Origin of the sequence: Lysinibacillus sp. FSL L8-0126, from assembly GCF_038630385.1 — a bacterium.
GTDB lineage: Bacteria > Bacillota > Bacilli > Bacillales_A > Planococcaceae > Lysinibacillus > Lysinibacillus fusiformis_D.
In genome coordinates, this window is sequence record NZ_CP152028.1 from 2,214,094 (window position 1) to 2,240,384 (window position 26,291).

Genomic DNA, 26,291 nt, shown 5'->3' on the forward strand with positions numbered 1-26,291 from the left:
CAATAAAACAAAATGAGCCTCGCTTTTCTTTATGAGAAAGGCGAGGCTTTGTCATTAGATATTTTTATTGAGCATGCGTAAACCGTTTAAAATAACTAGAATTGTACTACCTTCATGTCCGATTACACCTAAAGGTAGGTCGACTACTTGTAAAAAGTTAGAGGCGATTAATAAAACAATAACACCGATAGAGAAGAAGATATTTTGTTTTACAATACGCTGCATTTTACGAGATAAGCGCACAGCATAAGCAATTTTGGATAAATCATTTTTCATTAACACAACATCCGCTGTTTCTAATGCAACGTCTGTTCCTTCACCCATCGCAATGCCAGTAGTTGCCGTAGCTAATGCAGGGGCATCGTTAATACCGTCGCCGACCATTCCAACAAATTGATGTTGTGTAAGTAGGCGTTTCATTTCAGTAACTTTTGTTTCAGGTAGACATTCTGCTACATATTCGGTAACGCCAGCTTCCTTTGCAATGACTTTGGCTGTTTTTTCATTGTCACCTGTGAGCATTACTACTTGAATACCGAGATCTTTTAATAGAGCTACAGCCTTTTTAGCTTCGCTGCGTACAGTATCTTTTAGAGCTGTTAAGGCAACAATACCATGCTGATCCCGAATAAAAATAACTGTTTTCCCTTCTGCGGCAAGTTTTGTAGCTGCACTATTTGCAAAGTCATTGGCAAGCTGAGTACCAACAAACTCAGGTTTCCCTACTTGATACTCCTCATTGTGGATCGTCCCTTTTATACCCCAACCAGGAATATCCTCGATTGTTGCCTGTGGTAATGTGTTAATTCCTTCTGCTTTAGCGTATGTGGTAATGGCTTGAGCTAGTGGGTGATTGGATTGCGATTCAATCCCTGCAAGCTTTGCTAAAGCTAGATTACGATCTACGCCTTCTCGGACAATAAAATCTGTAACAACTGGTTTACCCTGTGTTAAAGTACCTGTTTTATCGACAGCTAAAGCACGTAAAACACTGAGATGCTCTAAATGTAAGCCACCTTTAAAAAGCACACCATTTTTTGCACCATTTGAGATGGCTGCTAGTGTTGCAGGCATAATTGATGCTACGAGTGCACAAGGGGATGCAACCACCAATAACACCATTGCTCGGTAAAATGTCGTTGTCCAATCCCAGCCGAGTAAAAAGTGGGGAAGGAACATCATTAAGGCAACACCTAATAACACAAATTTTACATAAGACCCCTCAAATTTTTCGATGAATTGTTGTGAGGGAGATTTTTCACTTTGCGCACTTTGGACAAGTTGTATAATTTTTTGGAAAAGTGTTTCTGAATTTGCTTTGGTCATTTCCATTGTAATAGCACCATTTAAATTTACTGTGCCTGCAAATACTTCGTCACCTTCGATTTTTGAGACAGGCAGCGGCTCGCCACTAATAGCCGATTCATCAATAGAAGACTGTCCTTTGAAAATAATACCATCTGCTGGAATGCGTTCACCTGGTTTAATTAATAAATGATCGCCGATATTTAACGTGGACACGGACACTTTCATAGGTTCAAATCCGCCACGTACTAACCAAGCTTCTTCTGGCTGTAAATTCATAAGTGCTGATATTTCACGATGACTTTTATTCATTGCATATGTTTCAAGTGCACCACTTACTGCGAAAATGAAAATAAGAATAGCTCCCTCTGTCCAATAGCCGATTGCTGCAGAACCAATGGCGGCTAATAACATCAATAGCTCTACATTTAATTTTCGATCTTCAATCGTTTCTTCAATGCCCTCTTTTGCTTTTGCGAATCCACCTACAAAAAATGCAATTAAATATAGTAGAACTGAAGCAGTTGTTTGTCCGCTCGTATCTAAACGCCATGCAAGTAAGATGAAAATGCCCGCCATCAATGCAGCGATCAATTCAGCATGTTCTTTTGTTTTCTCAATTAAATTTATATTTTCTCGATTAGAGTATTCCATCTATATCCCTCCTGATAATGAAAATCAATATCAAAACCTTTATAAATTAATATTTATTAAAGTTTTTAATTGAAAATGGATTTCAATTACCATCTCTTTTATTTAGAATTATTATAACAAAGGAATTTATAAAAATAAAGTAGGAAGTTTGAAGGATATTTACTTTGACCATAGGGTGATGATGATAGGGGATTTTAAATAAAAAAAGCACAGTCTATTCACTAGGAATATTCTGTGCCTTACAAAATGGTGCAATCAAATGGATGACTACTACCGTTTATTTAATTAGAAAACTCTTTCTGCATGCAAAGCAAGTTTATCTAATGATGATTTATCGACATCTGCATGTAGAGAGTTACCATGTGAGTCCATTGTTACAACTGCTGTAAAGTTTTCTACATTTAAGTGCCACATAGCTTCTGGAATACCAAATTCCATTAAATCAACGCCGTCAACACCTTTAATGCAGTCTGCATAGTATTGGGCTGCTCCACCGATTGCATTTAAGTAAACGCCACCATGTTCATTTAGAGCTTTTAATGTTTTTGGTCCCATTCCACCTTTACCAATCACAGCACGGATACCGAATTTTTTCATAATATCACCTTGGTAAGGCTCCTCACGAATAGAAGTAGTTGGTCCAGCTGCTTTTACTGTCCAGTGGCCTTCCTCATCTTTTGCCATTACAGGTCCGCAGTGATAAATAACTTGTCCATTTAAGTCCACTGGTGCATCGTGGCTCATTAAATGGTGGTGGATAGCGTCACGGCCAGTATACATACGACCAGTAATAGAAACGACATCTCCCACTTTTAGTGAGCGAATTTGTTCTTCCGTAATTGGTGCAGTAAGCTCTACTAGATTTGTAGTTGTATCTTCTGTTGTAGCAGCTACTTCATCTTCTTTGAACGTGATTTTTTCACCTTCTTGGTAGTGCCAATTCATAATTTCGCCTGTTTGTGGATCGATGTCCACAGCCATACGACGGTAAGCCCAGCAGTTATAAGCTACAGATACATAGAAGGAAGCAGGGATACGGTGCATCACCCCAATTTTACAGCCTAGTAATGTTGCTTCACCACCGAAGCCCATTGTACCAATACCAAATGTATTAGCTGTTTTGACAACATACTCTTCTAATTTTGCAAGATCTGAATTTGGGTTTGTATCTTCAACATGGCGGAATAATTGTTCTTTTGCTAAATCGTAGCCAGAAGAACGATCTCCACCAATGCCTACACCGATGAAACCAGCTGAACAGCCCTGACCTTGTGCTTGGTAGACAGAGTGTAAAATACATTTACGAATACCGTCTAAGTCACGACCTGCACGACCAAGACCTTCTAATTCGCATGGTAAGCTGTACTGAATGTTTTTATTTTCACAGCCGCCGCCTTTTAGAATTAATTTAATTGTAATGTAATCTTTTTCCCATTGTTCGAATTTCATAACTGGTAAACCATCACCAAGGTTATTCCCACTGTTTGCACCAGTTAAAGAATCTACCGCGTTTGGACGTAATTTAGCATCTGCTGTTGTATCATTGATTGCTTTTTTGATTGCAGCTTTAATTTCTAATTGGTTTACGCCAACAGGTGTATAGATTTTGAAAGTTGGTAGCCCTGTATCCTGACAAATTGGTGACACATTATCTTCTGCCATAATAATATTATTTGCAATTGTGTCTAAACTCATTGCAGCACGTGTACCAGCATTCTCAGCTTCTTTTGCTTTTTTAATAGCACGACGTACATCCTTAGGTAAATTCGTAGATGTTTCAGTAATTAAATCATAAAGACTTTTCTCCAAAGTTTGTAGATTCATTGGTATTGCCCCCCATAGAAAAATTGATTATTTCCACGTTACATTATACTCTTTTCAACTAATGAAAAAAAGAGTCCTTATCTGAGAGCCCTAAATTAAAGCTTGTTTTCATAGTATTTTGAGAAGGGGTTGATTTAATAGAACGTTTGTTCTAAAATAGAAGTGAATCCACAATTAGGAGGAATTTGAATGGCTGCTAAAACTTTACTTGAATTACCGGAAGAATTTGAAAAATATAGACCATTAATAGAAGAAACGATGAAGCCTGTTGTATTGGTTGATACGAAGGTAAGCGAAACATCTTTATTTCAAAGTAAGTTTGCAGGGGATCCCTATTTTCCACTGTCGATGGAATATCCAACAAATAACAATGGACAACCTTTGAAGCTATTAGCTCAAATTAATTTTACAGAAGTACCAAAGCATCTAGCGAATTTTCCAGAAGAGGGAATATTACAGTTTTATATTGATGGTTATGACGATGTGTTAGGAATGGATTTTGATAATGGACAAAATCAAGAAGGATTTCGTGTTATCTTCCATGAATCGATCGTGCATGATGAAACAAAGCTCGTTCAAGATTTTTCATTTGTCAAATTAGTGGATGAGGAGATGTATTTTCCTGTAGAGCGTGAAATGGCACTATCCTTTCAAGCAGGCTTTGAACCATTGTCCATTGATGATTTTAGAAGTAATGACATGTACGCCAGTATCTTAACATCAATAGAGGATGATGATACATTAGAAGATGCTTTCTATGATGCTTTGACTGGTGATGGACATAAAATAGGTGGGTATCCGTACTTTACACAGGAAGATCCACGAGCATACGGTGATTATACGGACTCTACAATCATGTTATTACAGATTGATAGTGTAGGTGATGATATCCTTTGGGGCGATTGTGGTGTCGGCAATTTCTTCATTACAGCAGAAGAGCTAAACAATAAAGATTTTAGCAAGGTACTTTATAATTGGGACTGCCACTAAAAAACAAGCGAGCATATAATATGCTCGCTTGTTTTGACTCATTATTGTTCACGAGCATTAAACTGCTCCATTTTATCTTCTAAATCATCCATCATTTGAATTAAGCGATCGATATCCTCTAATTCAGCAGTTTCGGGATCAAGGGCATCTAATACTTCTAAAAAAATTTCAAGACGCTCTTTTAAGTAGGTTACTTGCTGTTTTTTATCAGTGATTGGCTTTGACATTCGTACACCTCATTTCATCCCTTTTATCGTAGCTGATTTGGGCTTAAATTTCAATGTTTAGGTAAACACCTAGGACTAAGAGATTAATTTTAAAAATAAATAGGCAGAATATTTACAATATTGAGGCTGTATGTTAAAGTTGTTTTAAGATAAAGTAAAGGAGCTGATTGGAAAAAGTATCATTGCAAAGCTAACTTGAAAAGGAGGGAGTTTAAACAAGTATCCGGTAATAATCAAAAGCCGAATTTCGTGTTTATACAATTAAATGAATATAAGGATTAGTTAGGCCTTAGCGTAAAATCACATGTGGTGAGCGCTAAGGCTTTTTGATATGCTGTTCTTTGGAAGAATGACGATATTGGAGGAAAAGATGACATACTTCTCAGATTACAGCAAAAAACGATTTACCATTTTAGTATTAATTGTATCCATATCAGGCTTTTCACAAGGGATGCTGTTACCGCTTATTTCGATCATATTTGAACGGGATGGCGTATCCTCGGCATTGAATGGCTTGAATGCAACAGGTTTATACATAGGAACACTATTAATCTCACCATTTATCGAGCAGCCTTTACGAAAATGGGGCTACAAACCAATTATTTTAGTTGGAGGAGCACTTGTTTTTGCATCTTTGCTAGCATTTCCCTTCTGGAAAAGTGTGACCTTCTGGTTTGTCCTTCGTTTGCTCATTGGAGTAGGGGACCATGCTTTGCATTATGCGACCCAAACATGGATTACAAGCACAGCAGATCATAAAAGTTTGGGAAAAGGAATGGCCATCTATGGCTTGTCATTTAGTATAGGCTTTGCCGTAGGGCCACTTATGGTGAAGCTGATTAAGATCGCTGAAGCGTTACCGTTTATCATATCATCCATCATGTGCTTGTTTGCATGGTCTTTTGTATTTTTCTTACAAAATGAAAAACCTGAGCGACTAACAGGCGACTTAAATGCAAGAGGATGGCAACGCTACAAAATGGCTATTTTATTTGGATGGATGGCGTTTTTAGGACCTTTCGTTTATGGATTCCTTGAGTCTTCATTAAATGCTTTATTCCCAGTTTATGCTTTACGCAAAGGCTACGAAGTAGGTATGATCCCTATTATTCTATCTGTCTTTACATTTGGTGGGATTTTAACACAAGTACCACTTGGTGCATTAGGGGATAAAGTAGGAAGACGGAATATCTTGATGGTAGGCTCGTTTGGAGGCGCTATGCTTTTTGCAATCGCCAGCTTTTTAGAGCACTCTCAATTAGCTGTGGCTATAGCATTTTTCTTAACAGGCACTTTAGTTGGCTCCATGTTTTCTTTAGGGATTACATACATGGCTGATCTAACACCAAAAGAGTTACTGCCTACAGGAAATTTACTTTGTGGAATTGCTTTAAGTATTGGTAGTTTAACAGGGCCTTTTTTAGGTGGCGTTTATATAGAATATGTAAAAAATTATAGCTTCCTTTTACTTGTAGCAATGTTGTTGCTAGCTGTTGCTATGGTGCTACTTGTATTTGGACGCCAAAAGCATAAACAAACATTAATGGCAAAATAAAAAGAGCGGGGCTCATCTCCCGCTCAAAAACAAAAAACGCCCAGCAAATCCGTGCTGTTATGGCGTTTTTTTGCGTAACAAGGATGTTCCGTCCAAGTTACATAGGTTTGGCACCTAGAAATGTATTATACAGGCATGTTCTTATGAAAGCAATAAAAAATAAAATGGGTAATTTTGGACTTTATACATCTTTCTCTTTATAATGAAAGAACACTTGCTTAAGAAGGAGGTTTTATCATGACTGAAATGAAAAAACTATCTATTCATCGTGCCTTAACAGAATTAAAGATGCTGAACCTACGAATTGAGACAGCAACGAATGAGGTTAGTGCAGTAGTAGCTAATCGAAAAAGTAATCGTAAAATGAATGGTGTAGACATTCAAGAATATGAAAAGCAAATGCAAGCGTCCTATGATAAGGTGGTAGGCTTGATTAGCTATCGAAATAAAATAAAAGCTCTAGTTGTACAGTCTAACGCTAGCACAAAGGTGATAGTTGGTAAGGAAGAAATGACTGTAGCAGAGGCAATCGAACGGAAACAATCTATTCAATATGAAAAGAATTTGCTAGAAATCATGCAGCATCAATATCGTTCAACCATTAATACCGTTGCCAAAGAAAATGATGCATTACCTGCAAAACTGGAAACCTATTTAATTAACATATTAGGTAATAAAGATAAACAGTCTCCGGATGAAGTCAAATTACATACTGAAACATTTATGAAGAGAAATGAGTATGAAATCATTGATCCTTTAAATGTCAAAAAACAAATTGAGTCATTGAGCATTCGTATTGAAGAATTTGAATCAGAGGTTGATGCTGTCCTATCGGAATCAAATGCTACGACATTTATTGAAGTGGAAGCTTAACGAAATAAATAGGCATGGTCTAGCGAAAATGGAAAACGAAAAGTCGTTCGCGCTTAAAGGCATGTGTGCGAGTTAAAACGTAAAACATGTCTTACTCAAAGGAAACTTTCAACTAAACTGATATGAAAGCTTAAAGGTTAAAGGTGAAAGATCAAAACTTACGTGTCAAAGTTCTTTTGATAAAAGCTAAAAGTTTAACATTTAAAAATCTATTAAATCCTGGGGTATTGGTTAAGGTATCGACTTTTCTGGACCGTCCATCACCCACCAGGCAGCCTGTGCTGTGCATGACATAAAAAGGACATCTCAATTTATTTTGAGATGTCCTTTCAGACTGTAATTACAGTCTGACACATCAATTAATTTTGATGTGTTTTTTATTTATTCATTCATATAAAAAGGAAACCAAGGAAAAAAGATGCAGCCTGTAATATACAGGCTGCATCTAAAAAGTCGCCAAACTATTTCTGATACTCAGGTTTTAAAACCATGCTACAAACACATTCCACCTGTGCCGTCTGTGCGAACATATCGACAGGCTGGATATACTCAACATGATAAAGCTTTGATAATTGTTGTAAATCCTTCGCCAAAGTGGATGGATTACAGGACGTATAAACAAAACGCTTAGGTTTTAGCTTAAGCACTGTTCGAATAAATTCTGGTGCTAGTCCAGTTCGTGGTGGGTCTACTGTAATTACATCTGGAGTAAAACCTTCCTTGCGCCATTTGGCAAGGACACTTTCGGCTGTGCCGACTGCGTATTTTGTATGCTTGAAGCCATGGTTGCGCGCATTTTTACGCGCATCTTGAATGCTTTCTGGAATGACATCCATCCCACGTACTTCTTTCGCCTGATCTGCTAGCCATAGCCCAATTGTTCCAACACCGCAATAGGCGTCAACGACTGTTTCTTTCCCCGTTAATGCAGCGGCTTTTTTTATTTCATCATAAAGATGAACAGTTTGTGTTGGATTTAGCTGGAAGAAGGCACGAGCTGATAAATCAAAGGCTAGTTCACCAAGCTCTTCATGAATCGTTTCCTTGCCATCCAGTACAATGGTTTCATCACCAAATATTAATGATGTTTTTTCACGATTAATATTTTGTGCTATCGATACGATACTCGGATCGATTTTTTTTATACGTGTGATAAGTTCAGTTAAATGAGGGATTTCTTTTCGTGTTGTGACAAGAACTACTTGTGTCTCACCAGTACGAATCCCTGTACGTACAACAATCGTACGCACTAAACCATCTAGCGTACGACCGTCGTATATAGTGATATTTAGTTTTTGCAAAATCTTTCTTGTGGCTACGGTAATTTTAGAAGTGACTGGGTGCTGTACGAGACAATCATTAATATTCAAGAGCTTATTGCTTCCTTCAGCAAATAAACCTGCGTATACACGCTTACCCTCTTTACGTACTTGGAATTGGCTTTTATTACGATAGTGCCAAGGATTATCCATACCAAGTGTTTTACGTACTTCGATCGTTTCAGTTAAAGGTTTGGCATAACGTTCTAATGCTTGAATGACAATGTCTCGCTTTTCAAGTAGCTGTTTATTGTATGTCATATGTTGAAGTTGACAGCCACCACATTCGTTATAAACTGGGCAAGGTGCCTCCTGACGATGCTTCGAAGCTTTACGAATGTCTAAAACTTCTGCTTCAGCAAAATTACGCTGTGTTTTCGTCACCTGAGCTGTAATTTCTTCTCCGGGAATAGCTCCTTTTACAAAAACTACATTACGTTTATAAAACCCTACACCCTCACCATTAATACCAAGCCTTTTTATTGTTAGTGGGAATTTTTGTCCCACGGTCATTGTTGTTTGCTGCGTCAAACATTCCACGTCCCTGCTCTATAATGTCATCTCCCCATTATAACGAAGGAGCAGGCGATTGCAAAGCGACAGGAAAATCTTCATATTCCAATACTAAATCGTCAAGCGATAAGAAGGTATAGCCCTGCTTTTTAGCTTCCGCAATAAACATTGGTAAAGCTTCGGCATTATCCTGTGCTACAGTATGCATTAAAATAACAGCACCAGGATGTAATTGTTCCATAAGTGCGTTATAGGCATAATCCGCACCACGACGTTCATCCTTCATCCAATCCTTGAAAGCCACAGACCAGAAAATATGGCGATAGCCTTCAGCATTTCCGACTTCTAAAAGTTTTGCATTGAAAGAACCTTCAGGTGGCCGAGCATATGTTGTACGATCAATTCCAGTTAATTCACGTAACTTCCCATCAAATTTCCGCCATTCCGCACGCATTCCATCTGGAGAAAGTCGCGCCATATTGGGATGACCATATGAATGATTCCCAATAATATGACCGTCTTCCACCATGCGTTTCACTAAATCGCTGGCACTGTCTAAATAATGCCCTGTTAAAAAGAAAGTTGCTGGTACATTTTCTTTTTTCAATGTATCCAAAATACTTTCAGTAAAGCCGTTTTCATAGCCATTATCAAATGTTAAATAGGCAATTTTTTTATCTGGCTTTCCTTTGTAAATCGCACCATATTGGTCAAGTAGCTGATCAAGCTGCGCTCCTGCTTCCGCCTGCTCACCATTTTTAGCACGCTTAAAGCCCCAATGGTGCTCATCAGAACCAGCAGCGAAATAAGGATTAATACTAATTCCTGCGGCAATAATAAAAGTAGCAATTACCGCACCTACAATATGTTGTTTCCACATAAAAAACGCATCCTTTCTTTTTCATTAGAATGCGTAGTTTATAAAAAAATTATCCAACTTAATTTTTTCTAATTCTGAGCTTTTAGCAAATCTTCAAGTGCTTGCTTTAAAACAGGATATTTAAATGTAAAATGATGTTGTTGTAAAATAGTGGGCAGCACATGTTGTCCTTCTAAAACAAGCGAACTTTGTTCACCAAGAGCTAAACGCATCGCAAAACTTGGGACAGGCATCCAATGGCGTCTGCCCATGACTTCTGCGATTGTTTGTCCGAACTCTTTCATTCGCATAGCATTTGGAGCTGTTACATTAAATGGACCACGAATATTTTCATTTATAATCGCGAAATAAATTGCGCGTACTACATCATCAATATGTACCCAAGAGAGCCATTGTTCACCAGAACCAATTGTTCCACCTATATACATTTGATAGGGCAATAGCATAGGTGGTAGAGCACCGCTATTTCGGCCTAAGATGACACCAAAGCGTGCAAAAGCCACGCGAATCCCTAATGATTCTGCTCGTTTCGCATGTCGTTCCCAATCATGGACGGTTGTACCCAAAAAATCATGGGCATGGTCCATAAAATCCTCATGATAGACAGCATCTGTAGAAGTAGGATAAATCCCCACGGCACTAGCATTGATAAGAACTTTAGGCTTTGACGTTAGCAAGTCCATTATCTTCACTAATTCAAGTGTTGCATTCATTCGGCTCCAATAAATAGCCTTCTTCTGTTTTTTCGTCCAGCGCCCATCATTTAATGAAACACCTGCTAAATTAACAAAGGCATCAGCACCCTCTAAAAAAGGCAAAGGCTGCTCGTGCTGCTGTAGCCATTGTACATAGTGAATACCATTTTCTAGTCTTGAGTGATGACGTGTTAAGACAAAAACATCATGTCCATTATCCTGTAATAGCTTTATGAGTGCACTCCCGACAAAGCCAGTGCCACCTGCAATAACGATTTTCATAACAAGCACCTCTTCTCTGATCGAATAAAAACACTTACTAGTAAGTTTAACACTTAACTCAAAAGCGAACATCTTCAGTGCATTCCAGAATAAGCGTAAATACTCGCGGAAGGAAGAGGAATACTTGCGGAGTGAAGAGAAATACTCGCGAAGTGAAGAGAAATACTCGCGGAGTGAAGAGAAATACTCGCGGAGTGAAGAGAAATACTCGCGGAGTGAAGAGAAATACTCGCGGAGTGAAGAGAAATACTCGCGGAGTGAAGAGAAATACTCGCGGAGTGAAGAGAAATACTCGCGGAGTGAAGAGAAATACTCGCGGAGTGAAGAGAAATACTCGCGGAGTGAAGAGAAATACTCGCGGAGTGAAGAGAAATACTCGCGGAGTGAAGAGAAATACTCGCGGAGTGAAGAGAAATACTCGCGGAGTGAAGAGAAATACTCGCGGAGTGAAGAGAAATACTCGCGGAGTGAAGAGAAATACTCGCGGAGTGAAGAGAAATACTCGCGGAGTGAAGAGAAATACTCGCGGAGTGAAGAGAAATACTCGCGGAGTGAAGAGAAATACTCGCGGAGTGAAGAGAAATACTCGCGGAGTGAAGAGAAATACTCGCGGAGTGAAGAGAAATACTCGCGGAGTGAAGAGAAATACTCGCGGAGTGAAGAGAAATACTCGCGGAGTGAAGAGAAATACTCGCGGAGTGAAGAGAAATACTCGCGGAGTGAAGAGAAATACTCGCGGAGTGAAGAGGAATACTCGCGGAGTGAAGAAGAATACTCGCGGAGTGAAGAGGAATACTTGCGGAAGGAAGAGGAATACTCGCGAATGAAAGCAAAACCCTCTTGTCAGATCACTGCTCCCTTAAAAAAGAAATGCTATAATATGCAATAGTGAGGTGTTTGCTATGCGTATAATTACGAAAATTGCACGTCAAAAAAACAATCCTGAACGATATAATATCTATATAAATGAGGAATATGCTTTTCCAGTTGATGAAGCCATACTTATTCAATTCGGTTTAACAAAGGGAAAGGTGCTTGATGAATTTGAAATCCAAGAGATTGCCTATGAGGATGAAATACGTAAGGCCTTTAATAAGGGGTTAAACTTTCTTTCTTATCAAATGCGAAGCGAGCATGAGGTGAAGAAAAAACTGCTCGCATTAGATTTTGGAGAAGCCGTAATATTGGAGGCAATTCAGAAGTTAAAGTCTTATGGCTTTATCAATGATGAAAACTATTCAAAGGCATTGCTTGATACCAAGAAGGCTACGATGAAAAAAGGGCCGAGAGCCATTAGACAAGATCTTATTAAAAAGGGCATTGAGAAAAATTTGCAGGATGAAGTGCTTGCTACATATAGTTTTGAGGAACAATTAAAACTGGCAATGCAGTTAGCGGAGAAAATTATTCGCTCACAGAATAAGAAAACGCCAACACAAATAAAGACCAAGATCCAGGACTTTCTTTTAAGAAAAGGTTATGCATTTCCGATCGTGGAAGAGGTGCTTAGCCAAGTTGAGATAGTGCAGGATGATGATAACTGGCAGCAGTTATTAAATACTCAAGGCGAAAAAGTTTGGAAAAAGTATGTATCGAAGTATACTGGTTATGAGCTAAAGATGAAAGTTAAACAGGCGCTCTATCAAAAGGGTTTTCCTATAGAAATAATAGATCGTTTTATAGAAGAGAAGGAGAATGAAGAATGAACGAAAAAAATTATGCTGCGATGACCGAGCACGAACTGCGAGAAGAAATTGCTTTTCTAAAAGAGAAAGCTCGAAAGGCAGAACAGCTAGGAATTTTCAATGAGTTTGCTGTTTATGAGCGCAAAGCTTTAATGGCAGCAGCGTATTTAGTAGATCTGGATACGATTGTTCCTGGAGAAATGTATCGTATTGATGGTTCAGATAATGAGTTTTTCCAAGTAGATTATTTAAAGGGTCGCTTTGCTTGGGGACATCGTTTAGGCGGGGACAAGTACCAAGAGGCATTACCTGTATCGATATTATCCCCTGTAAAGGCGGGTAAGTAAATGGAAGAAAAACTTGAAAAATTAACAGCAGAGTTACTAGCAAAAAATCCACAAATGTCTGTTGGACGGGCACGAGTTTGGGTGGAATTATTATGGAGTGATTTTGAATCAACAGCTGCGAAAGCAGGATATGCTTATCGTGGGGCAGAGTACACAGAAAATCTTGTGCGTCAATTAATTGCAAGCTATGGTGATAAATTACATGTTTTTGCAGGACGCAATCCGAAATATGCTCATTTCTTAGATGCCAGTGATGATATGTTACAATAATAAAACCCTGACCACTATTGGTCAGGGTTTACTGCTTAATTACTTGCGCCAATTTGTAGCTTTTTCTGTAATTTATCTTCTGTAAAAATCCACCCTGTATAAGACGTAACAATTTCATAATCATCGTTTAAATGTGCAACAGCTACGAAAGGATAGCGATTATCACTACGATAACGTAAATCGATTAACCTTACTTCTGTTAAGCCATTTTCAAGTTCTGAAATTTCCCATCTGTACATTGGAGAGAAGGACACAAATGCAGCTAGATTAGAATCTTTCATTGCCGCATCTATAACAGCTGTTTTAGGTAAAGGCTTGATTTCGAATTTATCGTAAATATTAACAGTCCTTCCATAAGCACGCCCAACATAATAATGAGTCTTAGACTTGGCTGCGATTCGCCAGTGGAAGAAGCGCATTGTAGGTGCTACAATAACATATTCCTCGTCCTGAATGGTATGATGCACAGCTTTTTTTACAGCTCTTTGAACAGCAAATCGTAAAATATAATAAATCACAATTACGATATACATGATACTAAATGTCCAAACTGGATTTGTGCCAAATGCCCATAACACTATACCGAGGCAATGTAAGGAAAAGATAATTGGATCGAATGTATTGATGACACCTAATGCTACCCATTTTTTAGAGAATGGCCGAATTGCTTGCGTACCATAGGCGTTAAAAATATCAACAAAGACATGAAGGCCAACAGCTAAAAAGGTCCAAAGCCATAAATGAAACACATTTACGTCTTGCAAAATAAGCGATAAAACAACTGTAATTAAAATAGGCCAAATAGCCACAGCTGGTAGTGAATGTGTAATTCCTCGATGATGTCGAATATAGATAGCGTTATTACGTAGCTTTAACACAGTGTCGACATCTGGAGCTTGTGAGCCAATAATTGTCCCTGCCATTACTGCTGTAAAAGTCATTGAATGATTGGCTACTACAGGGTCGGCTAATGCAAGACCGCCAAGGGCAATACCCATAACGAAATGTGTACCTGAATCCAAAAATATCCACTCCTAGTATGCGGTAAAATCGAGTACAATGTGCATACATCTTTATTTCAATAATAATAAAAGATCTATTAAATTTTATGACATTCAAGCAAAGGAGACGATTTTTGTCGACTAAACCCGAATGTTCTTTTCTTAATTGTATACCCTTTTCATCATAAATTAAATCGTAAAAACAACGGAGGTCACTGTGAATTACCCATATGTAACAGAATTTCGACAATCTTTAGTCGACTGGTTTAACGCTGAGAAACGCGACTTACCGTGGAGACATACAACTGACCCTTATAAAATTTGGGTATCAGAAGTGATGCTACAGCAGACACGTGTCGACACAGTTATTCCTTATTACAATCGTTTTATGGAAAGTTTTCCAACATTAGATTTGCTCGCAGAAGCACCACAAGAATACTTACTGAAGCATTGGGAAGGTCTTGGGTATTATTCTCGAGCTCGCAACTTACAAGCAGGTGCTCGTGAGGTTTTAGAAAATTACGGAGGCGTAGTACCAGACAATCGCCACGAAATATCAAAATTAAAAGGTGTTGGTCCCTATACTGCAGGTGCTATTTTAAGTATTGCCTACAACAAGCCTGAACATGCAGTAGACGGTAATGTTATGCGAGTTTTAAGTAGGGTACTTGATATACATGATGACATCGCTATGCCAAAAACGAAGAAAGTTTTCGAAGTAGCGGTGGAGAAACTCATTGATCCTGAGCATGCTTCCTCTTTTAACCAAGGTTTAATGGAACTCGGCGCGCTTATTTGTACACCTACCTCGCCCAAATGTTTATTATGCCCAGTACGAGAATATTGTACGGCGTTTAATGAAGGGGAACCAGAAAAATTACCTGTCAAATCAAAAAAAATAAAAATGAAGCACCTTACATATGATGTCCTTGTATGTGAAGATGAAAACGGACGATTTTTAATGCAGCAGCGTCCTGAGAAAGGTCTACTTGCTAATCTATGGCAATTTCCGATGATTGACACAAGCCAATCTACAGTAGAAAACTTTAAAAAAGAATTTACAGTAAATGTTCATGCCGAACATGAGTTGCTTACATTTAAACATGTTTTTTCACATTTAACTTGGCATATAAATAGCTATTATATGAAATGTGAGTCTTTTGCGCAGGGCGACTGGCTAAGCCGAGAGCAAATAGAACGTTTGCCGATGCCTGTCCCGATGCTAAAAATTTGGGAAGAAGTCAAAAAGTAAATCGCAGGAAATTAAATCCATCTTAAAATAATCAATTCATGAGCATAAAAGTCATCACCTCAGTACACAATAACTAGCGTGGAGGTGAATGAAGGATGAAAAAACAAAACAACCAAAATTTCCAACCGAATAAAAACATGCAACGTCAAAGTGAAGAGTTTGGTTATGAAACGGACGTAAATGAAGTGCAAAAGCAAAATGCAAAAGCAGAGCAAAAGAAAGCTCCAGCTTCAGGCCGTTTCTCTAAAACTAACCAAGATTTAGGTGAGTAACACTTTGTAACTGCATAACTGCATTTACCTCTAAGGGGCTGTCTAAAATCCGAAAAGATGAAAAAGACAGCCCCTTTCTAATTGCTAAGAAAATCCTCTAAAAGTGGTATAGCGTTGCAATTAATTAAATAATCCCACTGAGGCTGACAAGCTTATAAAAATCGCTTTAATTGACTAAATTTTATACTAATTCAAAATGGCGTAGTGAAATTTGTGGTTTTCTAACTACACCTTTCGCGTACACATTGCTATAATATACTAGAGACTGCTAGATTTAGGTAGCATAGACGAAAAGGTGGGCTTCAAAATGGCATTACCGGTAGAAGGAGAAACGATACAAATACATAGTTATAAGCACAATGGCCGTATCCACCGTGTTTGGCAAGAAACGATGGTTTTAAAAGGAACAAAGAATATCGTTATCGGTGCGAATGAACGGACCCTTGTGACAGAATCCGATGGTCGGACATGGCTAACGAGAGAGCCTTCTATTTGTTACTTTCATGCGGAACACTGGTTTAACATCATCTGTATGCTACGTGAAGACGGTGTGTATTATTATTGTAATCTAAGCTCACCATTTGTTTTCGATAATAATGCCATTAAATATATCGACTATGATTTAGACATTAAAGTTTATCCTGACATGTCTTATACCCTCTTAGATGAGGATGAATATGAGCTTCATCGTAAGGAAATGTCTTATCCTGAAGTCATTGATAAAATTTTAAAGCGCAATGTCGATAAATTAATAAGCTGGATTCAACAAAAAAGAGGACCATTTGCACCCGACTTCATCGATGTCTGGACAAATCGTTACAAGTTCCAGCTTGATATGCAGTCAGATGATTGTTAGTGACACCTATTAGTTTACCTAATAGGTGTTTTTTTGTTGGATACAGCCAACTGTAAAGAGAGAAGTAAAATAGTTCGCTGTAAAGTCAATATAACTGTATTTTAATCAAAATATTGCTATAATACGTAGGGCATTCATAATCGAATGTCTGTTTCTTTTTGTAAGGATGTGATGAAAAGTTGGGAAGCATAAAGCGGTATATGCGCTTTGTAAAACCATATACATGGGAAATTATTTTAACGATTATCATTGGTATAGTGAAATTTGCTATTCCCCTGTTTATTCCACTACTCATTAAAATTGTGTTAGATGATATTATTGCAGCAGAAGACCTAACAGATGTAGATAAAACAAAAGAGCTGTTATATTGGTTAGGCGGAACCATTATTGTGTTCTTTATTATCCGTCCACCAATCGAGTATTATCGTCAATATTTTGCACAACACGTTAGTAATAAGGTGTTGTTTGATATTCGTAAGGAAATCTACGCACATTTACAGCGATTAAGTTTAAAATATTATGCCAATACACGTGCTGGAGATGTTATATCAAGGGTCATTAATGATGTTGAGCAAACGAAGAACTTTGTTATGACGGGGTTAATGAATGTTTGGCTGGACCTAGCGACGATTATTATTGCGATTGTCATTATGCTAACAATGGATGTAAAGCTGACATTAGTCGCATTAGTCGCTTTCCCATTTTATGCATTAAGTGTGAAATACTTTTTTGGCAAACTGCGAGCTTTAACACGTAAACGTTCTCAAGCACTTGCGGGTGTACAAAGTTATTTACATGAACGTGTAGCTGGTATGAGCATTATTAAGAGTTTCACACTAGAAAAGCATGAACAAAAATTATTTGATACAGCAAATGGGGAATTTTTAGAAAAGGCACTCGACCAAACAAAGTGGAATGCTAAGTCATTTGCAGTAGTTAATACAATCACGGATGTAGCGCCATTGTTGGTCATAGCCTATGCGGGCTACCAAGTCATAAATGGATCACTTTCAGTTGGAACAATGGTTGCTTTTATTGCTTATATTGAACGATTGTATGGTCCACTTCGCCGCCTTGTAAGTGCCTCGACTACTTTGACGCAGTCGATCGCCTCAATGGATCGGATGTTTGAATTAATAGATGAGCCTTATGAAGTGAAAAACAAGGACAATGCTCGTGAACTACTACGTGCAAATGGGGAAGTTTGCTTTCACAACGTGTCCTTCCAATATGAAAAAGTTGGCGCATCTATTTTAAATGCTATCGATTTTACGATTAATCCTGGAGAAACTGTTGCATTTGTTGGGATGAGTGGTGGTGGTAAATCCACGATTATCAGTTTGATTCCTCGTTTTTACGATACAACAAGTGGTAAGGTGACGATTGATGGACACGATGTACGAGATATCACTATACATTCGTTACGCTCACAGATTGGTATTGTTCTGCAAGATAATATACTTTTTAGTGATTCTGTTAAAGAAAATATTTTAATGGGACGACCAGATGCAACAGATGAACAAGTCATTGAGGCAGCTAAAGCTGCAAATGCACATGACTTTATTATGGGTTTGCCTAATGGCTATGATACAAAGGTTGGAGAACGAGGTGTAAAGCTATCTGGCGGGCAAAAACAACGGGTTGCTATTGCGCGAGTATTTTTAAAAAATCCACCGATTTTAATCCTTGATGAAGCTACTTCTGCGTTAGATTTAGAAAGTGAAGCATTGATTCAAGAATCACTCGATAAACTTGCTCATGAACGGACGACCATTATCATCGCACATCGTCTGTCTACTATTACCCATGCGGATAAGATTTTCGTCATAGATCATGGGCAATTAATAGAAAATGGTACACATGAACAATTAATGGACAGACAAGGAACGTATTATAATTTATTCCAAGTACAGCATTTAGATTAAAATTTATATGATATATGGAATTTTTTCAAAATAGCCTTTCATTTAATGAAGGCTATTTTTTTGTTATAAAGGCTAAAAAACTATCTCTTTATAAGATTTAGTTATTATGAAATGAGATTAATGTAGAAATACTATGTAATTTGGAGAATATTAGTGATTGAAAGAGCAAAGATTTTTAGGTAGAATTATCTGAAAATAGGGAATTTAACAAAAGTTATAGTATGCTGTTAATAACATTATACAACTAAGTAAAATATAGGTAGGGTGGGACGTTGCGCATGAGGAAGAAGCTACTAGAAATAAAAGGTTTAAAAACAACCTTTTTCACAGATAATGGACAAATTCCTGCTGTAGATGATATCGATTTTTCTGTCCATGAAGGAGAAATTTTAGGAATTGTAGGAGAATCGGGAAGCGGAAAAAGCGTTACGTCGCTGTCCATCATGGGATTGATCCCATCACCACCAGGGAAAATAACAGGTGGCGAAATTTTGCTAGATGGCAAAAATCTCGCAAAATGTACGGATAAACAAATGCAAAAAATTCGTGGAAAAGACATTGCAATGATATTCCAGGAACCAATGACTTCTCTCAACCCCTTGTTTACGATTGGCGACCAGTTAAAAGAAGCGATTCTAATTCATAATCCAAAATGGTCGAAAAAGGAAGCGTTTGCAAGAGCGGTTGAAATTATGAAACTTGTAGGTTTACCACGGGCTGAGGAATTGTTAAAGGATTACCCCCACCAGCTATCTGGTGGAATGCGTCAAAGGGTTATGATTGCCATGGCACTTGTTTGTGATCCTCAAGTATTAATTGCAGACGAGCCTACAACCGCATTAGATGTGACGATTCAGGCTCAAATATTACAGCTCATGAAAGACTTAAATAAACGGTTGAATACAGCTGTGTTGTTAATTACACATGATTTGGGCGTTGTAGCGGAGACTTGTGAGCGAGTGATTGTAATGTATGCTGGACAAATCGTGGAAGAGGCACCGATTCAAGAAGTTTTTACTAATCCGAAACATCCTTATACACAGGGACTTATTCAATCAGTACCTGATATGCGTTATAAAAAAGACAATCTATATTCTATTCCTGGTAGTGTACCAAAACCTGGGAGCATCCAGGTCGGCTGTCGATTTGCGGCACGCTGTGAACATGCGATGGAACGTTGTTTACAAGAAACACCACCTTTATTTGAGGCAGCAGAGAACCATAAATCGAGATGTTTTTTACTAGAGAAGCAGGGGGTGGAACAGCGTGTCGAAAGCGTTATTAAAGGTTGATGGTTTAAAAAAATATTTTCCTATTCGAAAGGGTGTCCTGAATTCACATGCCGGGGATGTGAAGGCGGTGGATGATGTTTCATTTGAGGTATTTGAAGGAGAAACATTAGGCATTGTAGGAGAGTCAGGCTGTGGTAAATCCACAACAGGCCGCTTATTAATGCGTTTATTGGAGCCAACGGAAGGTAAAATAGAATTCGCAGGTAAAGTAATTTCAGAATTATCCAATAATGAAATGAGGAAGGCACGTAGAGATATTCAAATGATTTTTCAGGATCCCTATGCCTCATTAAATCCGCGCCATAACATCGGCAAAATTTTAGAGGAGCCCCTTATTGTTCATGGCATAGGAAATGCCAAAGAGCGGAAACAAAAGGTGTTGGAGCTACTTGAGATTGTTGGTTTGAATGAATATCATATCAAGCGTTATCCGCACCAGTTTAGCGGAGGGCAAAGGCAGCGTATCGGAATTGCTAGAGCCTTGATGACCAACCCGCGCTTAATTATTGCGGACGAGCCAGTATCTGCGCTAGATGTGTCCATTCAGGCACAAGTATTAAATTTATTGCAAAAGCTGCAAAAGGAATTAAAGCTGACTTATATTTTTATTTCCCATGATTTAGGGGTAGTGCGCCACATCAGCAATCGTGTTGGCGTAATGTACCTAGGTAAATTAGTAGAGTTGACAGCGAGTGAGGACTTATATGCTGAACCGCTTCATCCATATACACAGGCACTCTTATCTTCGGTCCCTGTTCCTGATCCGATGTTTGAACGGGAACAGATCATTATTTCTGGAGATATTCCGAGTGCATCAAACCCGCCAAGCGGTTGTACTTTCCATACGAGATGTCCTTTTAAAAAGGAGCAATGCTCCCAAGTAGTACCTAAAATGCAAGAAGTAAAACCGGGTCATTATGTTGCTTGCCATCTTTATGGGGCGCTTCAACATTCAATGATATAAAAACTCATAGGGGGAAATTTAATGAAGAAAAAGAAGCTTTGGACTTTAGGGGTAATGCTACTCCTTATTCTCTCGACAATCTTAGCAGCTTGTGGCGGCTCAGATACTAAGGATACGGGTAGTAAAGATACATCAACTGGTGGCGATACAGCTGGCAGTGGTGAACCAAAAATATTAGTGTATGGTCGTGGTGGAGATTCAGTAGCACTAGACCCTGCTGTTGTTACAGATGGTGAATCTTTTACGGTAACAGCTAATATTTATGAAACATTAGTAAACTTTGGCGAACAAGATGTAACGATTCAACCTGGGTTAGCAAAATCATGGGAGGCTTCAGAAGATGGATTAACTTATACTTTTGAGCTACAAGAAGGTGTGAAGTTCCATGATGGTACAGATTTTAATGCCGAGGCAATTGTGAAAAATATTGAACGTTGGAAGTCAAGTACTGATAAATATCCTTATTTTAGCTCCCAATTTGTCGTTGGAGACAAACAAGTAATCGAATCAGTTACTGCTGAAGGTGACTATAAGGTTGTATTTAAGTTAAGTCAACCACAAGCACCATTCCTAAAGAATTTAGCCATGTCCCCATTTGCGATTGCTTCGCCTACAGCATTTGAGGCAGATGAAGAAGGCTTATCTGCAAATCCAGTAGGAACAGGCCCATTCAAATTTGTTAGCTGGGTACGTAATGATTCTGTAACGATCGAGAAAAACCCAGACTACTATATTGATGGCTATCCAAAATTAGATAAAGTTATTTATCGTTCTATTCCAGATAACTCTGCGCGTTTAAATGATTTGTTAGCAGGCAATATTGATGTGGCTGATGGTTTAAGTCCATCTGATAAAGCAACAATCGAAGGCGATGCTAAATTACAATTAATCGAACGTCCATCTATGAACGTTGGTTATCTAGGTTTAACAGTGACTCGACCACCATTCGATAATGTCAAAGTGCGTCAAGCAGTCAACTATGCAATTGATAAGCAAGCATTGGTGGATGCATTTTATGAAGGACTAGCAGAGCCAGCGAAAAATCCAATGCCACCAGTAATTTCAGGTTATAACGATGATGTTACAGGCTATACGTATGATCCTGAAAAGGCGAAGGCATTACTTGCTGAAGCAGGCTATGATGGTAAAGAAATTGAGTTATGGGCAATGCCAGTACCACGTCCATACATGCCAGACGGACAAAAAGTAGCAGAAGCGATTCAAAAGAACTTAGAAGATGTAGGCATTAAATCTAAAATTGTATCATTTGAATGGGCTACTTATTTAGAAAAAGCACAAAATGGTGAAGCGGATGCATTCTTACTTGGCTGGACAGGTGATAATGGAGATGCGGATAACTTCCTATACACGTTATTAGACGGTGATAATATCCATTCTAATAACTATACATTCTATGACAATCCAGAATTACACAAGTTGTTAACAGCTGCTCAAACTGAAATTGATGAGGACAAGCGTAATGAACTTTATAAGCAAGCTCAAGTCATGATTTCTGAGGATGCTCCATGGGTTCCACTTGCTCACTCTATTCCAATTTTAGCTGCTAATGTGAAAGTGACGAATTATATTGCGCATCCTACAGGTTCTGACCGTTTAGATGCAGTAGATATTCAATAGTAAACTTCATTTTCTAATTGAATAGAGGAGTTTAAAAGAATCTGCTTGCTTTTCTGCGGGTAAGCCGTGGAAATCTCGCAGATTCTTTTCTAGTAATAGACAATCATTTTCTCCTGTGTGAAAGATCACTCATCTAAACATTCAAAATCGTTTGGTGAAGGTTCAACCTTTCAACAGTATATAAAGACTTCAAAGTAGATTATGAAAATCATAGAGAGGTGATGAAGATGCTTCACTATATGGGGAGACGTTTACTCCAGCTAATCCCAGTTTTGCTTGGAATGACTTTTATCGTCTTTATGTTGATACGCGCAATACCTGGTAATCCAGCACAAGTTATTTTAGGACAACAGGCGACAAAAGAGGCGGTCGAGGCGTTAAACGCAAGTTTAGGATTAGATAAGCCTTGGTATACACAATATTTTAGTTATTTAGCAGGCATTTTTCAGGGAGATTTAGGTGTTTCCTTACGTACAAAATTACCTGTATCAGAAGAAATTTTTCCATACTTAGCAGCAACAGCTGAACTTGCATTTTTCGCAATGATTATTGCCATTGTTATTGGGGTGAATGCGGGTATTATTTCTGCATGGTTCCAAAATTCTTGGTTCGATTATACAGCGATGGTGGTGGCATTAGTTGGTGTATCTGTACCTGTATTCTGGCTAGGCTTGATGGAACAGTGGACATTTAGTAGTCAGCTTGGCTGGTTACCTACTTCTGGTCGAGAGGATGTTCGAAATCCAATAACCTCTATAACCCATTTTTATTTATTGGATACGCTCATTCAAGGGCGCTTCGATCAATTTATTGAAGTTGTAAAGAGGTTAATATTACCAGGAGTTGCACTGGCAACCATTCCTATGGCTATTATTGCAAGAATCACAAGATCTTCTATGTTAGAAGTTATGCGCTCAGATTATGTACGTACTGCAAGAGCAAAAGGCCAAAAAATGTTTATTGTTGTGTATAAGCATGCTCTAAAGAACGCTATTATTCCTGTAATAACGGTAATCGGGTTACAGACGGGGTTACTGCTAGGGGGAGCCATTCTAACAGAGACGATTTTTAGTTGGCCAGGAATTGGTCGTTATATTTATGATGCGATTGGCTTCAGGGATTATCCTGTCATTCAATCAGGTATTCTAATCGTTGCATTTATTTTCATCATGATTAACTTAATCGTGGACTTACTGTATACAGTGATTGATCCACGTATTAAATACAAATAGAAGGGAGCTGCAATGATGACTGGAGCAATTGACATAAAAAAAGAAGCAGCACCAGTTCAAGAACGAGCGGTCGGTCCATGGTTAGAGGGCTGGCGAAGCTTTAAAAAGAGCAAAATCTCTTTAATAGGTGCAGGGATTGTTATATTTTTTATATTACTTGCTGTAGTAGGACCGCTCGTTGCACCACAAGGGATAAATGAACAAGATTTATCGAAGCGTTTACTAGCGCCATCAGGTGATCATTGGTTTGGAACAGATGATTTTGGGCGAGATATTTTTTCTAGAATCATTCATGGTGCACGGATTTCGCTATGGGTAGGCTTTTTTTCAGTTGTTTTATCGGTAATTGTGGGTAGTTTGCTTGGTATTATCGCCGGTTATTATGGTAAATGGATTGATACAATTATTTCACGTATTTTTGATATTATGCTCGCTTTCCCTAGTATGCTATTAGCGATTGCTGTTGTGTCGGTACTAGGACCATCCTTACAAAATGCATTAATTGCCATTGCCATTATTAACATACCGAATTTTGGACGTTTAATTCGTTCCAAAGTGTTGAGCGTCAAAGAAGAAGAGTATATTGTCTCGGCAAAAGCAATCGGCATGCGTGATTCACGAATTTTATTTTCACATATTTTGCCGAATTCTATGACGCCTATTATTGTACAAGGAACGCTTGCAATTGCGACTGCCATCATCGAAGCAGCAGCATTAGGCTTCCTCGGACTGGGCGCTCAAGCACCAGCACCTGAGTGGGGAAAAATGTTAGCAGATGCTCGAAAGTTTTTATTAAATGCTCCTTGGACTATGATTTTCCCTGGATTAGCAATTATGCTAACGGTTCTTGGCTTTAACCTGATGGGAGATGGCCTAAGAGATGCACTCGATCCAAAGATGAAAAGTTAGTTAAATACTATAGCCTTCTACTAGTTAGAAGGTTTTTTTAGCTATTTTGCCCATCTATACGAAAGGGAATAAAAGGAACTCTTTTACAGCAAAGTCGTTTTAAAGAGTAGTAGGTAACAGGAGGAATTTTCTAAAAATAAGCGAAAATATCTTTTAGGAGCCATTAATTGAATTTTTTGTCACGTTATTTTAGACTTAAAAAGTAGAAAAATTTTATTTTAGTAGATTATTACTTACCATATAATCTTTCAGTTGAAATACATATTTGAGGAGGGTGTTAAAATTGGGGATTAATTTACAAAAAGGGCAACGAGTTGATTTAACAAAAGGTAACGCAGGTTTAAATAAAATTAAAGTAGGTTTAGGGTGGGACCCTGTAGCGCAAGAGAAAAGTGGCGGCTTTTTAGGTGGTTTATTTTCTAGTAGAAATAGTGGCAGTGGCAGAAGCATAGACTGTGATGCTTCAGTCTTAATGCTGCAAGATGATAAGGTGATAGCGGGAGACGATGTTGTTTACTTTGGAAAATTAACAAGTAATTGCGGCTCTGTTCGACATTCTGGTGATAATTTAACAGGAGACGGCGATGGCGATGATGAAGTAATTACAATTGAGCTATCGTCTGTACCAACGCAATATAACAAACTTGTGTTTGTTGTAAACATTTATGATGCAGCAGGTCGTAATCAACATTTCGGTATGATTCAAAATGCATATATTCGTGTGTATGATGACAGGACAGGAAGCGAACTAATTCGCTATAATTTAACTGATAATTATTCGAATTTAACGACGTTAGTCTGTGGAGAAATTTACCGTCATAATAGTGACTGGAAATTTGCTGCAGTTGGTACGGGAACGAATGATATAAAACTTGGCGATGTTGTTCGAAGATATCAATAAATAAATGACTATATAGGAGGAATAAAGAGTATGGGAATTTCACTACAAAAAGGTCAAAAGGTAGATTTAACAAAAACAAATCCAGGATTAACAAATGTTGTTGTAGGTTTAGGCTGGGATACAAATAAATATGACGGTGGTAATGATTTTGATTTAGATTCATCTGTATTTTTACTGGCTGATACAGGCAAAGTAGCTGATCAAAATGACTTTATTTTCTACAACAATACAACAGGTGGCAACGGTTCAGTTGAACATTCGGGCGATAATTTAACGGGTGTTGGTGAAGGTGACGATGAAGTGGTAAAAGTTGCATTAACGCAAGTGCCTGCTCATGTTCAACGACTAGCCTTCACTGTAACAATCCATGATGCAGAGTCTCGTAGTCAAAATTTCGGAATGGTGTCTAATGCGTATATTCGTATTGTTAATGCTGCTTCCAACGAGGAAATTATCCGTTATGATTTAGGTGAGGATTTCAGTATTGAAACAGCTATCGTAGTAGGGGAATTATACCGCCATAATGGAGAATGGAAATTTAATGCAATTGGTGCTGGCTACCAAGGCGGCTTAGCTGCTTTATGTAATGATTATGGCTTAAGTGTAAACTAAAATTTCATCTTTGGACAG

The 26,291-nt window shown here is 38.2% G+C and carries 25 protein-coding genes; 18 read left to right on the forward strand and 7 right to left on the reverse strand.

Translation table 11 applies throughout. The features are described 5' to 3' along the window. Window positions 1-54: 54 nt before the first annotated feature. Entirely contained in the window at window positions 55-1,959 is a 1,905-nt protein-coding gene (locus MHI34_RS10770; RefSeq protein WP_342504418.1) for a heavy metal translocating P-type ATPase, read from the reverse strand. Window positions 1,960-2,244: 285 nt separating this feature from the next. Continuing rightward, window positions 2,245-3,783, reverse strand: a complete 1,539-nt coding sequence (locus tag MHI34_RS10775; RefSeq protein WP_036123075.1) for a fumarate hydratase — start codon at window positions 3,781-3,783, stop codon at window positions 2,245-2,247. Between the two features lie 189 nt (window positions 3,784-3,972). Between MHI34_RS10775 and MHI34_RS10780 the strand changes: the two genes are divergently transcribed. After that, complete coding sequence (locus MHI34_RS10780) at window positions 3,973-4,773, forward strand: YwqG family protein (RefSeq protein ID WP_342504419.1); 801 nt, start codon at window positions 3,973-3,975, stop codon at window positions 4,771-4,773. Between the two features lie 41 nt (window positions 4,774-4,814). On the opposite strand, the gene MHI34_RS10785 is transcribed toward MHI34_RS10780, so the two are convergent. Further along, complete coding sequence (locus MHI34_RS10785) at window positions 4,815-5,000, reverse strand: SE1561 family protein (protein WP_036123069.1); 186 nt, start codon at window positions 4,998-5,000, stop codon at window positions 4,815-4,817. A 370-nt stretch (window positions 5,001-5,370) separates the two neighbouring features. Here MHI34_RS10785 and MHI34_RS10790 point away from each other — a divergent pair, with 370 nt between their 5' ends. Both MHI34_RS10790 and MHI34_RS10795 read left to right on the forward strand, forming a co-directional pair. Further along, window positions 5,371-6,555, forward strand: a complete 1,185-nt coding sequence (locus MHI34_RS10790) for an MFS transporter (RefSeq protein ID WP_342504420.1) — start codon at window positions 5,371-5,373, stop codon at window positions 6,553-6,555. A 237-nt stretch (window positions 6,556-6,792) separates the two neighbouring features. Next, entirely contained in the window at window positions 6,793-7,428 is a 636-nt protein-coding gene (locus tag MHI34_RS10795) for a hypothetical protein (RefSeq protein ID WP_342504421.1), read from the forward strand. A gap of 461 nt (window positions 7,429-7,889) precedes the next feature. On the opposite strand, the gene rlmD is transcribed toward MHI34_RS10795, so the two are convergent. The 3 genes from rlmD to MHI34_RS10810 all read right to left on the reverse strand — a co-directional run bounded on the left by rlmD (window position 7,890) and on the right by MHI34_RS10810 (window position 11,117). Then, window positions 7,890-9,278, reverse strand: a complete 1,389-nt coding sequence (gene rlmD / locus MHI34_RS10800; RefSeq protein ID WP_036122258.1) for a 23S rRNA (uracil(1939)-C(5))-methyltransferase RlmD — start codon at window positions 9,276-9,278, stop codon at window positions 7,890-7,892. A gap of 37 nt (window positions 9,279-9,315) precedes the next feature. Then, window positions 9,316-10,140, reverse strand: coding sequence for a polysaccharide deacetylase family protein (locus MHI34_RS10805; RefSeq protein WP_036122253.1), 825 nt, complete (start codon window positions 10,138-10,140; stop codon window positions 9,316-9,318). Between the two features lie 68 nt (window positions 10,141-10,208). After that, complete coding sequence (locus MHI34_RS10810) at window positions 10,209-11,117, reverse strand: TIGR01777 family oxidoreductase (RefSeq protein WP_340809458.1); 909 nt, start codon at window positions 11,115-11,117, stop codon at window positions 10,209-10,211. 124 nt (window positions 11,118-11,241) lie between these two features. On the opposite strand from MHI34_RS10810, the gene MHI34_RS10815 reads away from it, so the two are divergent. From MHI34_RS10815 to MHI34_RS10830, 4 genes are read left to right on the forward strand one after another with little or no spacing between them, the layout of a single operon-like run. Then, complete coding sequence (locus MHI34_RS10815; protein ID WP_342504422.1) at window positions 11,242-12,006, forward strand: hypothetical protein; 765 nt, start codon at window positions 11,242-11,244, stop codon at window positions 12,004-12,006. 13 nt (window positions 12,007-12,019) lie between these two features. After that, complete coding sequence (gene recX, locus MHI34_RS10820) at window positions 12,020-12,823, forward strand: recombination regulator RecX (protein ID WP_036122249.1); 804 nt, start codon at window positions 12,020-12,022, stop codon at window positions 12,821-12,823. Continuing rightward, window positions 12,820-13,149 (forward strand): YfhH family protein, encoded by a 330-nt coding sequence (locus MHI34_RS10825; RefSeq protein ID WP_342504423.1) that lies wholly within the window; start codon window positions 12,820-12,822, stop codon window positions 13,147-13,149. The genes recX and MHI34_RS10825 overlap by 4 nt, the downstream gene beginning before the upstream one ends. After that, the gene (locus tag MHI34_RS10830; protein WP_036122243.1) at window positions 13,150-13,419 is read left to right on the forward strand and encodes a YfhJ family protein; all 270 of its coding nucleotides are present in this window, start codon (window positions 13,150-13,152) and stop codon (window positions 13,417-13,419) included. It abuts the gene before it with no gap. A 35-nt stretch (window positions 13,420-13,454) separates the two neighbouring features. Here MHI34_RS10830 and MHI34_RS10835 read toward each other — a convergent pair whose 3' ends face one another. Further along, entirely contained in the window at window positions 13,455-14,441 is a 987-nt protein-coding gene (locus tag MHI34_RS10835) for a metal-dependent hydrolase (protein WP_338651889.1), read from the reverse strand. Between the two features lie 196 nt (window positions 14,442-14,637). Here MHI34_RS10835 and mutY point away from each other — a divergent pair, with 196 nt between their 5' ends. The 11 genes from mutY (at window position 14,638) to MHI34_RS10890 (ending at window position 26,273) form a co-directional block, all read left to right on the forward strand. Next, a complete protein-coding gene (gene mutY / locus MHI34_RS10840) occupies window positions 14,638-15,672 on the forward strand; it encodes an A/G-specific adenine glycosylase (RefSeq protein WP_089934585.1) in 1,035 nt (344 codons plus the stop codon). A 95-nt stretch (window positions 15,673-15,767) separates the two neighbouring features. Further along, complete coding sequence (locus MHI34_RS10845) at window positions 15,768-15,944, forward strand: gamma-type small acid-soluble spore protein (protein WP_008173504.1); 177 nt, start codon at window positions 15,768-15,770, stop codon at window positions 15,942-15,944. 307 nt (window positions 15,945-16,251) lie between these two features. Then, window positions 16,252-16,800: a DUF402 domain-containing protein gene (locus MHI34_RS10850; protein WP_036122234.1), complete on the forward strand. Its 549-nt coding sequence runs from the start codon at window positions 16,252-16,254 to the stop codon at window positions 16,798-16,800. A gap of 200 nt (window positions 16,801-17,000) precedes the next feature. Next, a complete protein-coding gene (locus MHI34_RS10855) occupies window positions 17,001-18,725 on the forward strand; it encodes an ABC transporter ATP-binding protein (RefSeq protein WP_170829920.1) in 1,725 nt (574 codons plus the stop codon). A 278-nt stretch (window positions 18,726-19,003) separates the two neighbouring features. After that, entirely contained in the window at window positions 19,004-20,017 is a 1,014-nt protein-coding gene (locus MHI34_RS10860) for an ABC transporter ATP-binding protein (protein ID WP_342504424.1), read from the forward strand. After that, window positions 19,992-20,981, forward strand: a complete 990-nt coding sequence (locus tag MHI34_RS10865; RefSeq protein WP_342504425.1) for a dipeptide ABC transporter ATP-binding protein — start codon at window positions 19,992-19,994, stop codon at window positions 20,979-20,981. Before MHI34_RS10860 ends, MHI34_RS10865 begins: the two co-directional genes overlap by 26 nt. Window positions 20,982-21,002: 21 nt before the next feature. After that, window positions 21,003-22,619, forward strand: coding sequence for an ABC transporter substrate-binding protein (locus tag MHI34_RS10870; RefSeq protein WP_342504426.1), 1,617 nt, complete (start codon window positions 21,003-21,005; stop codon window positions 22,617-22,619). A 227-nt stretch (window positions 22,620-22,846) separates the two neighbouring features. Further along, a complete protein-coding gene (locus MHI34_RS10875; RefSeq protein ID WP_036122220.1) occupies window positions 22,847-23,851 on the forward strand; it encodes an ABC transporter permease in 1,005 nt (334 codons plus the stop codon). Between the two features lie 12 nt (window positions 23,852-23,863). Continuing rightward, complete coding sequence (nikC, locus tag MHI34_RS10880; RefSeq protein ID WP_036122217.1) at window positions 23,864-24,760, forward strand: nickel transporter permease; 897 nt, start codon at window positions 23,864-23,866, stop codon at window positions 24,758-24,760. Window positions 24,761-25,043: 283 nt separating this feature from the next. Then, window positions 25,044-25,661 (forward strand): TerD family protein, encoded by a 618-nt coding sequence (locus tag MHI34_RS10885; protein WP_036122214.1) that lies wholly within the window; start codon window positions 25,044-25,046, stop codon window positions 25,659-25,661. A 30-nt stretch (window positions 25,662-25,691) separates the two neighbouring features. Continuing rightward, on the forward strand, window positions 25,692-26,273 hold the full coding sequence (locus MHI34_RS10890) for a TerD family protein (protein WP_036122212.1): 582 nt from the start codon (window positions 25,692-25,694) through the stop codon (window positions 26,271-26,273). Window positions 26,274-26,291 lie beyond the last annotated feature (18 nt).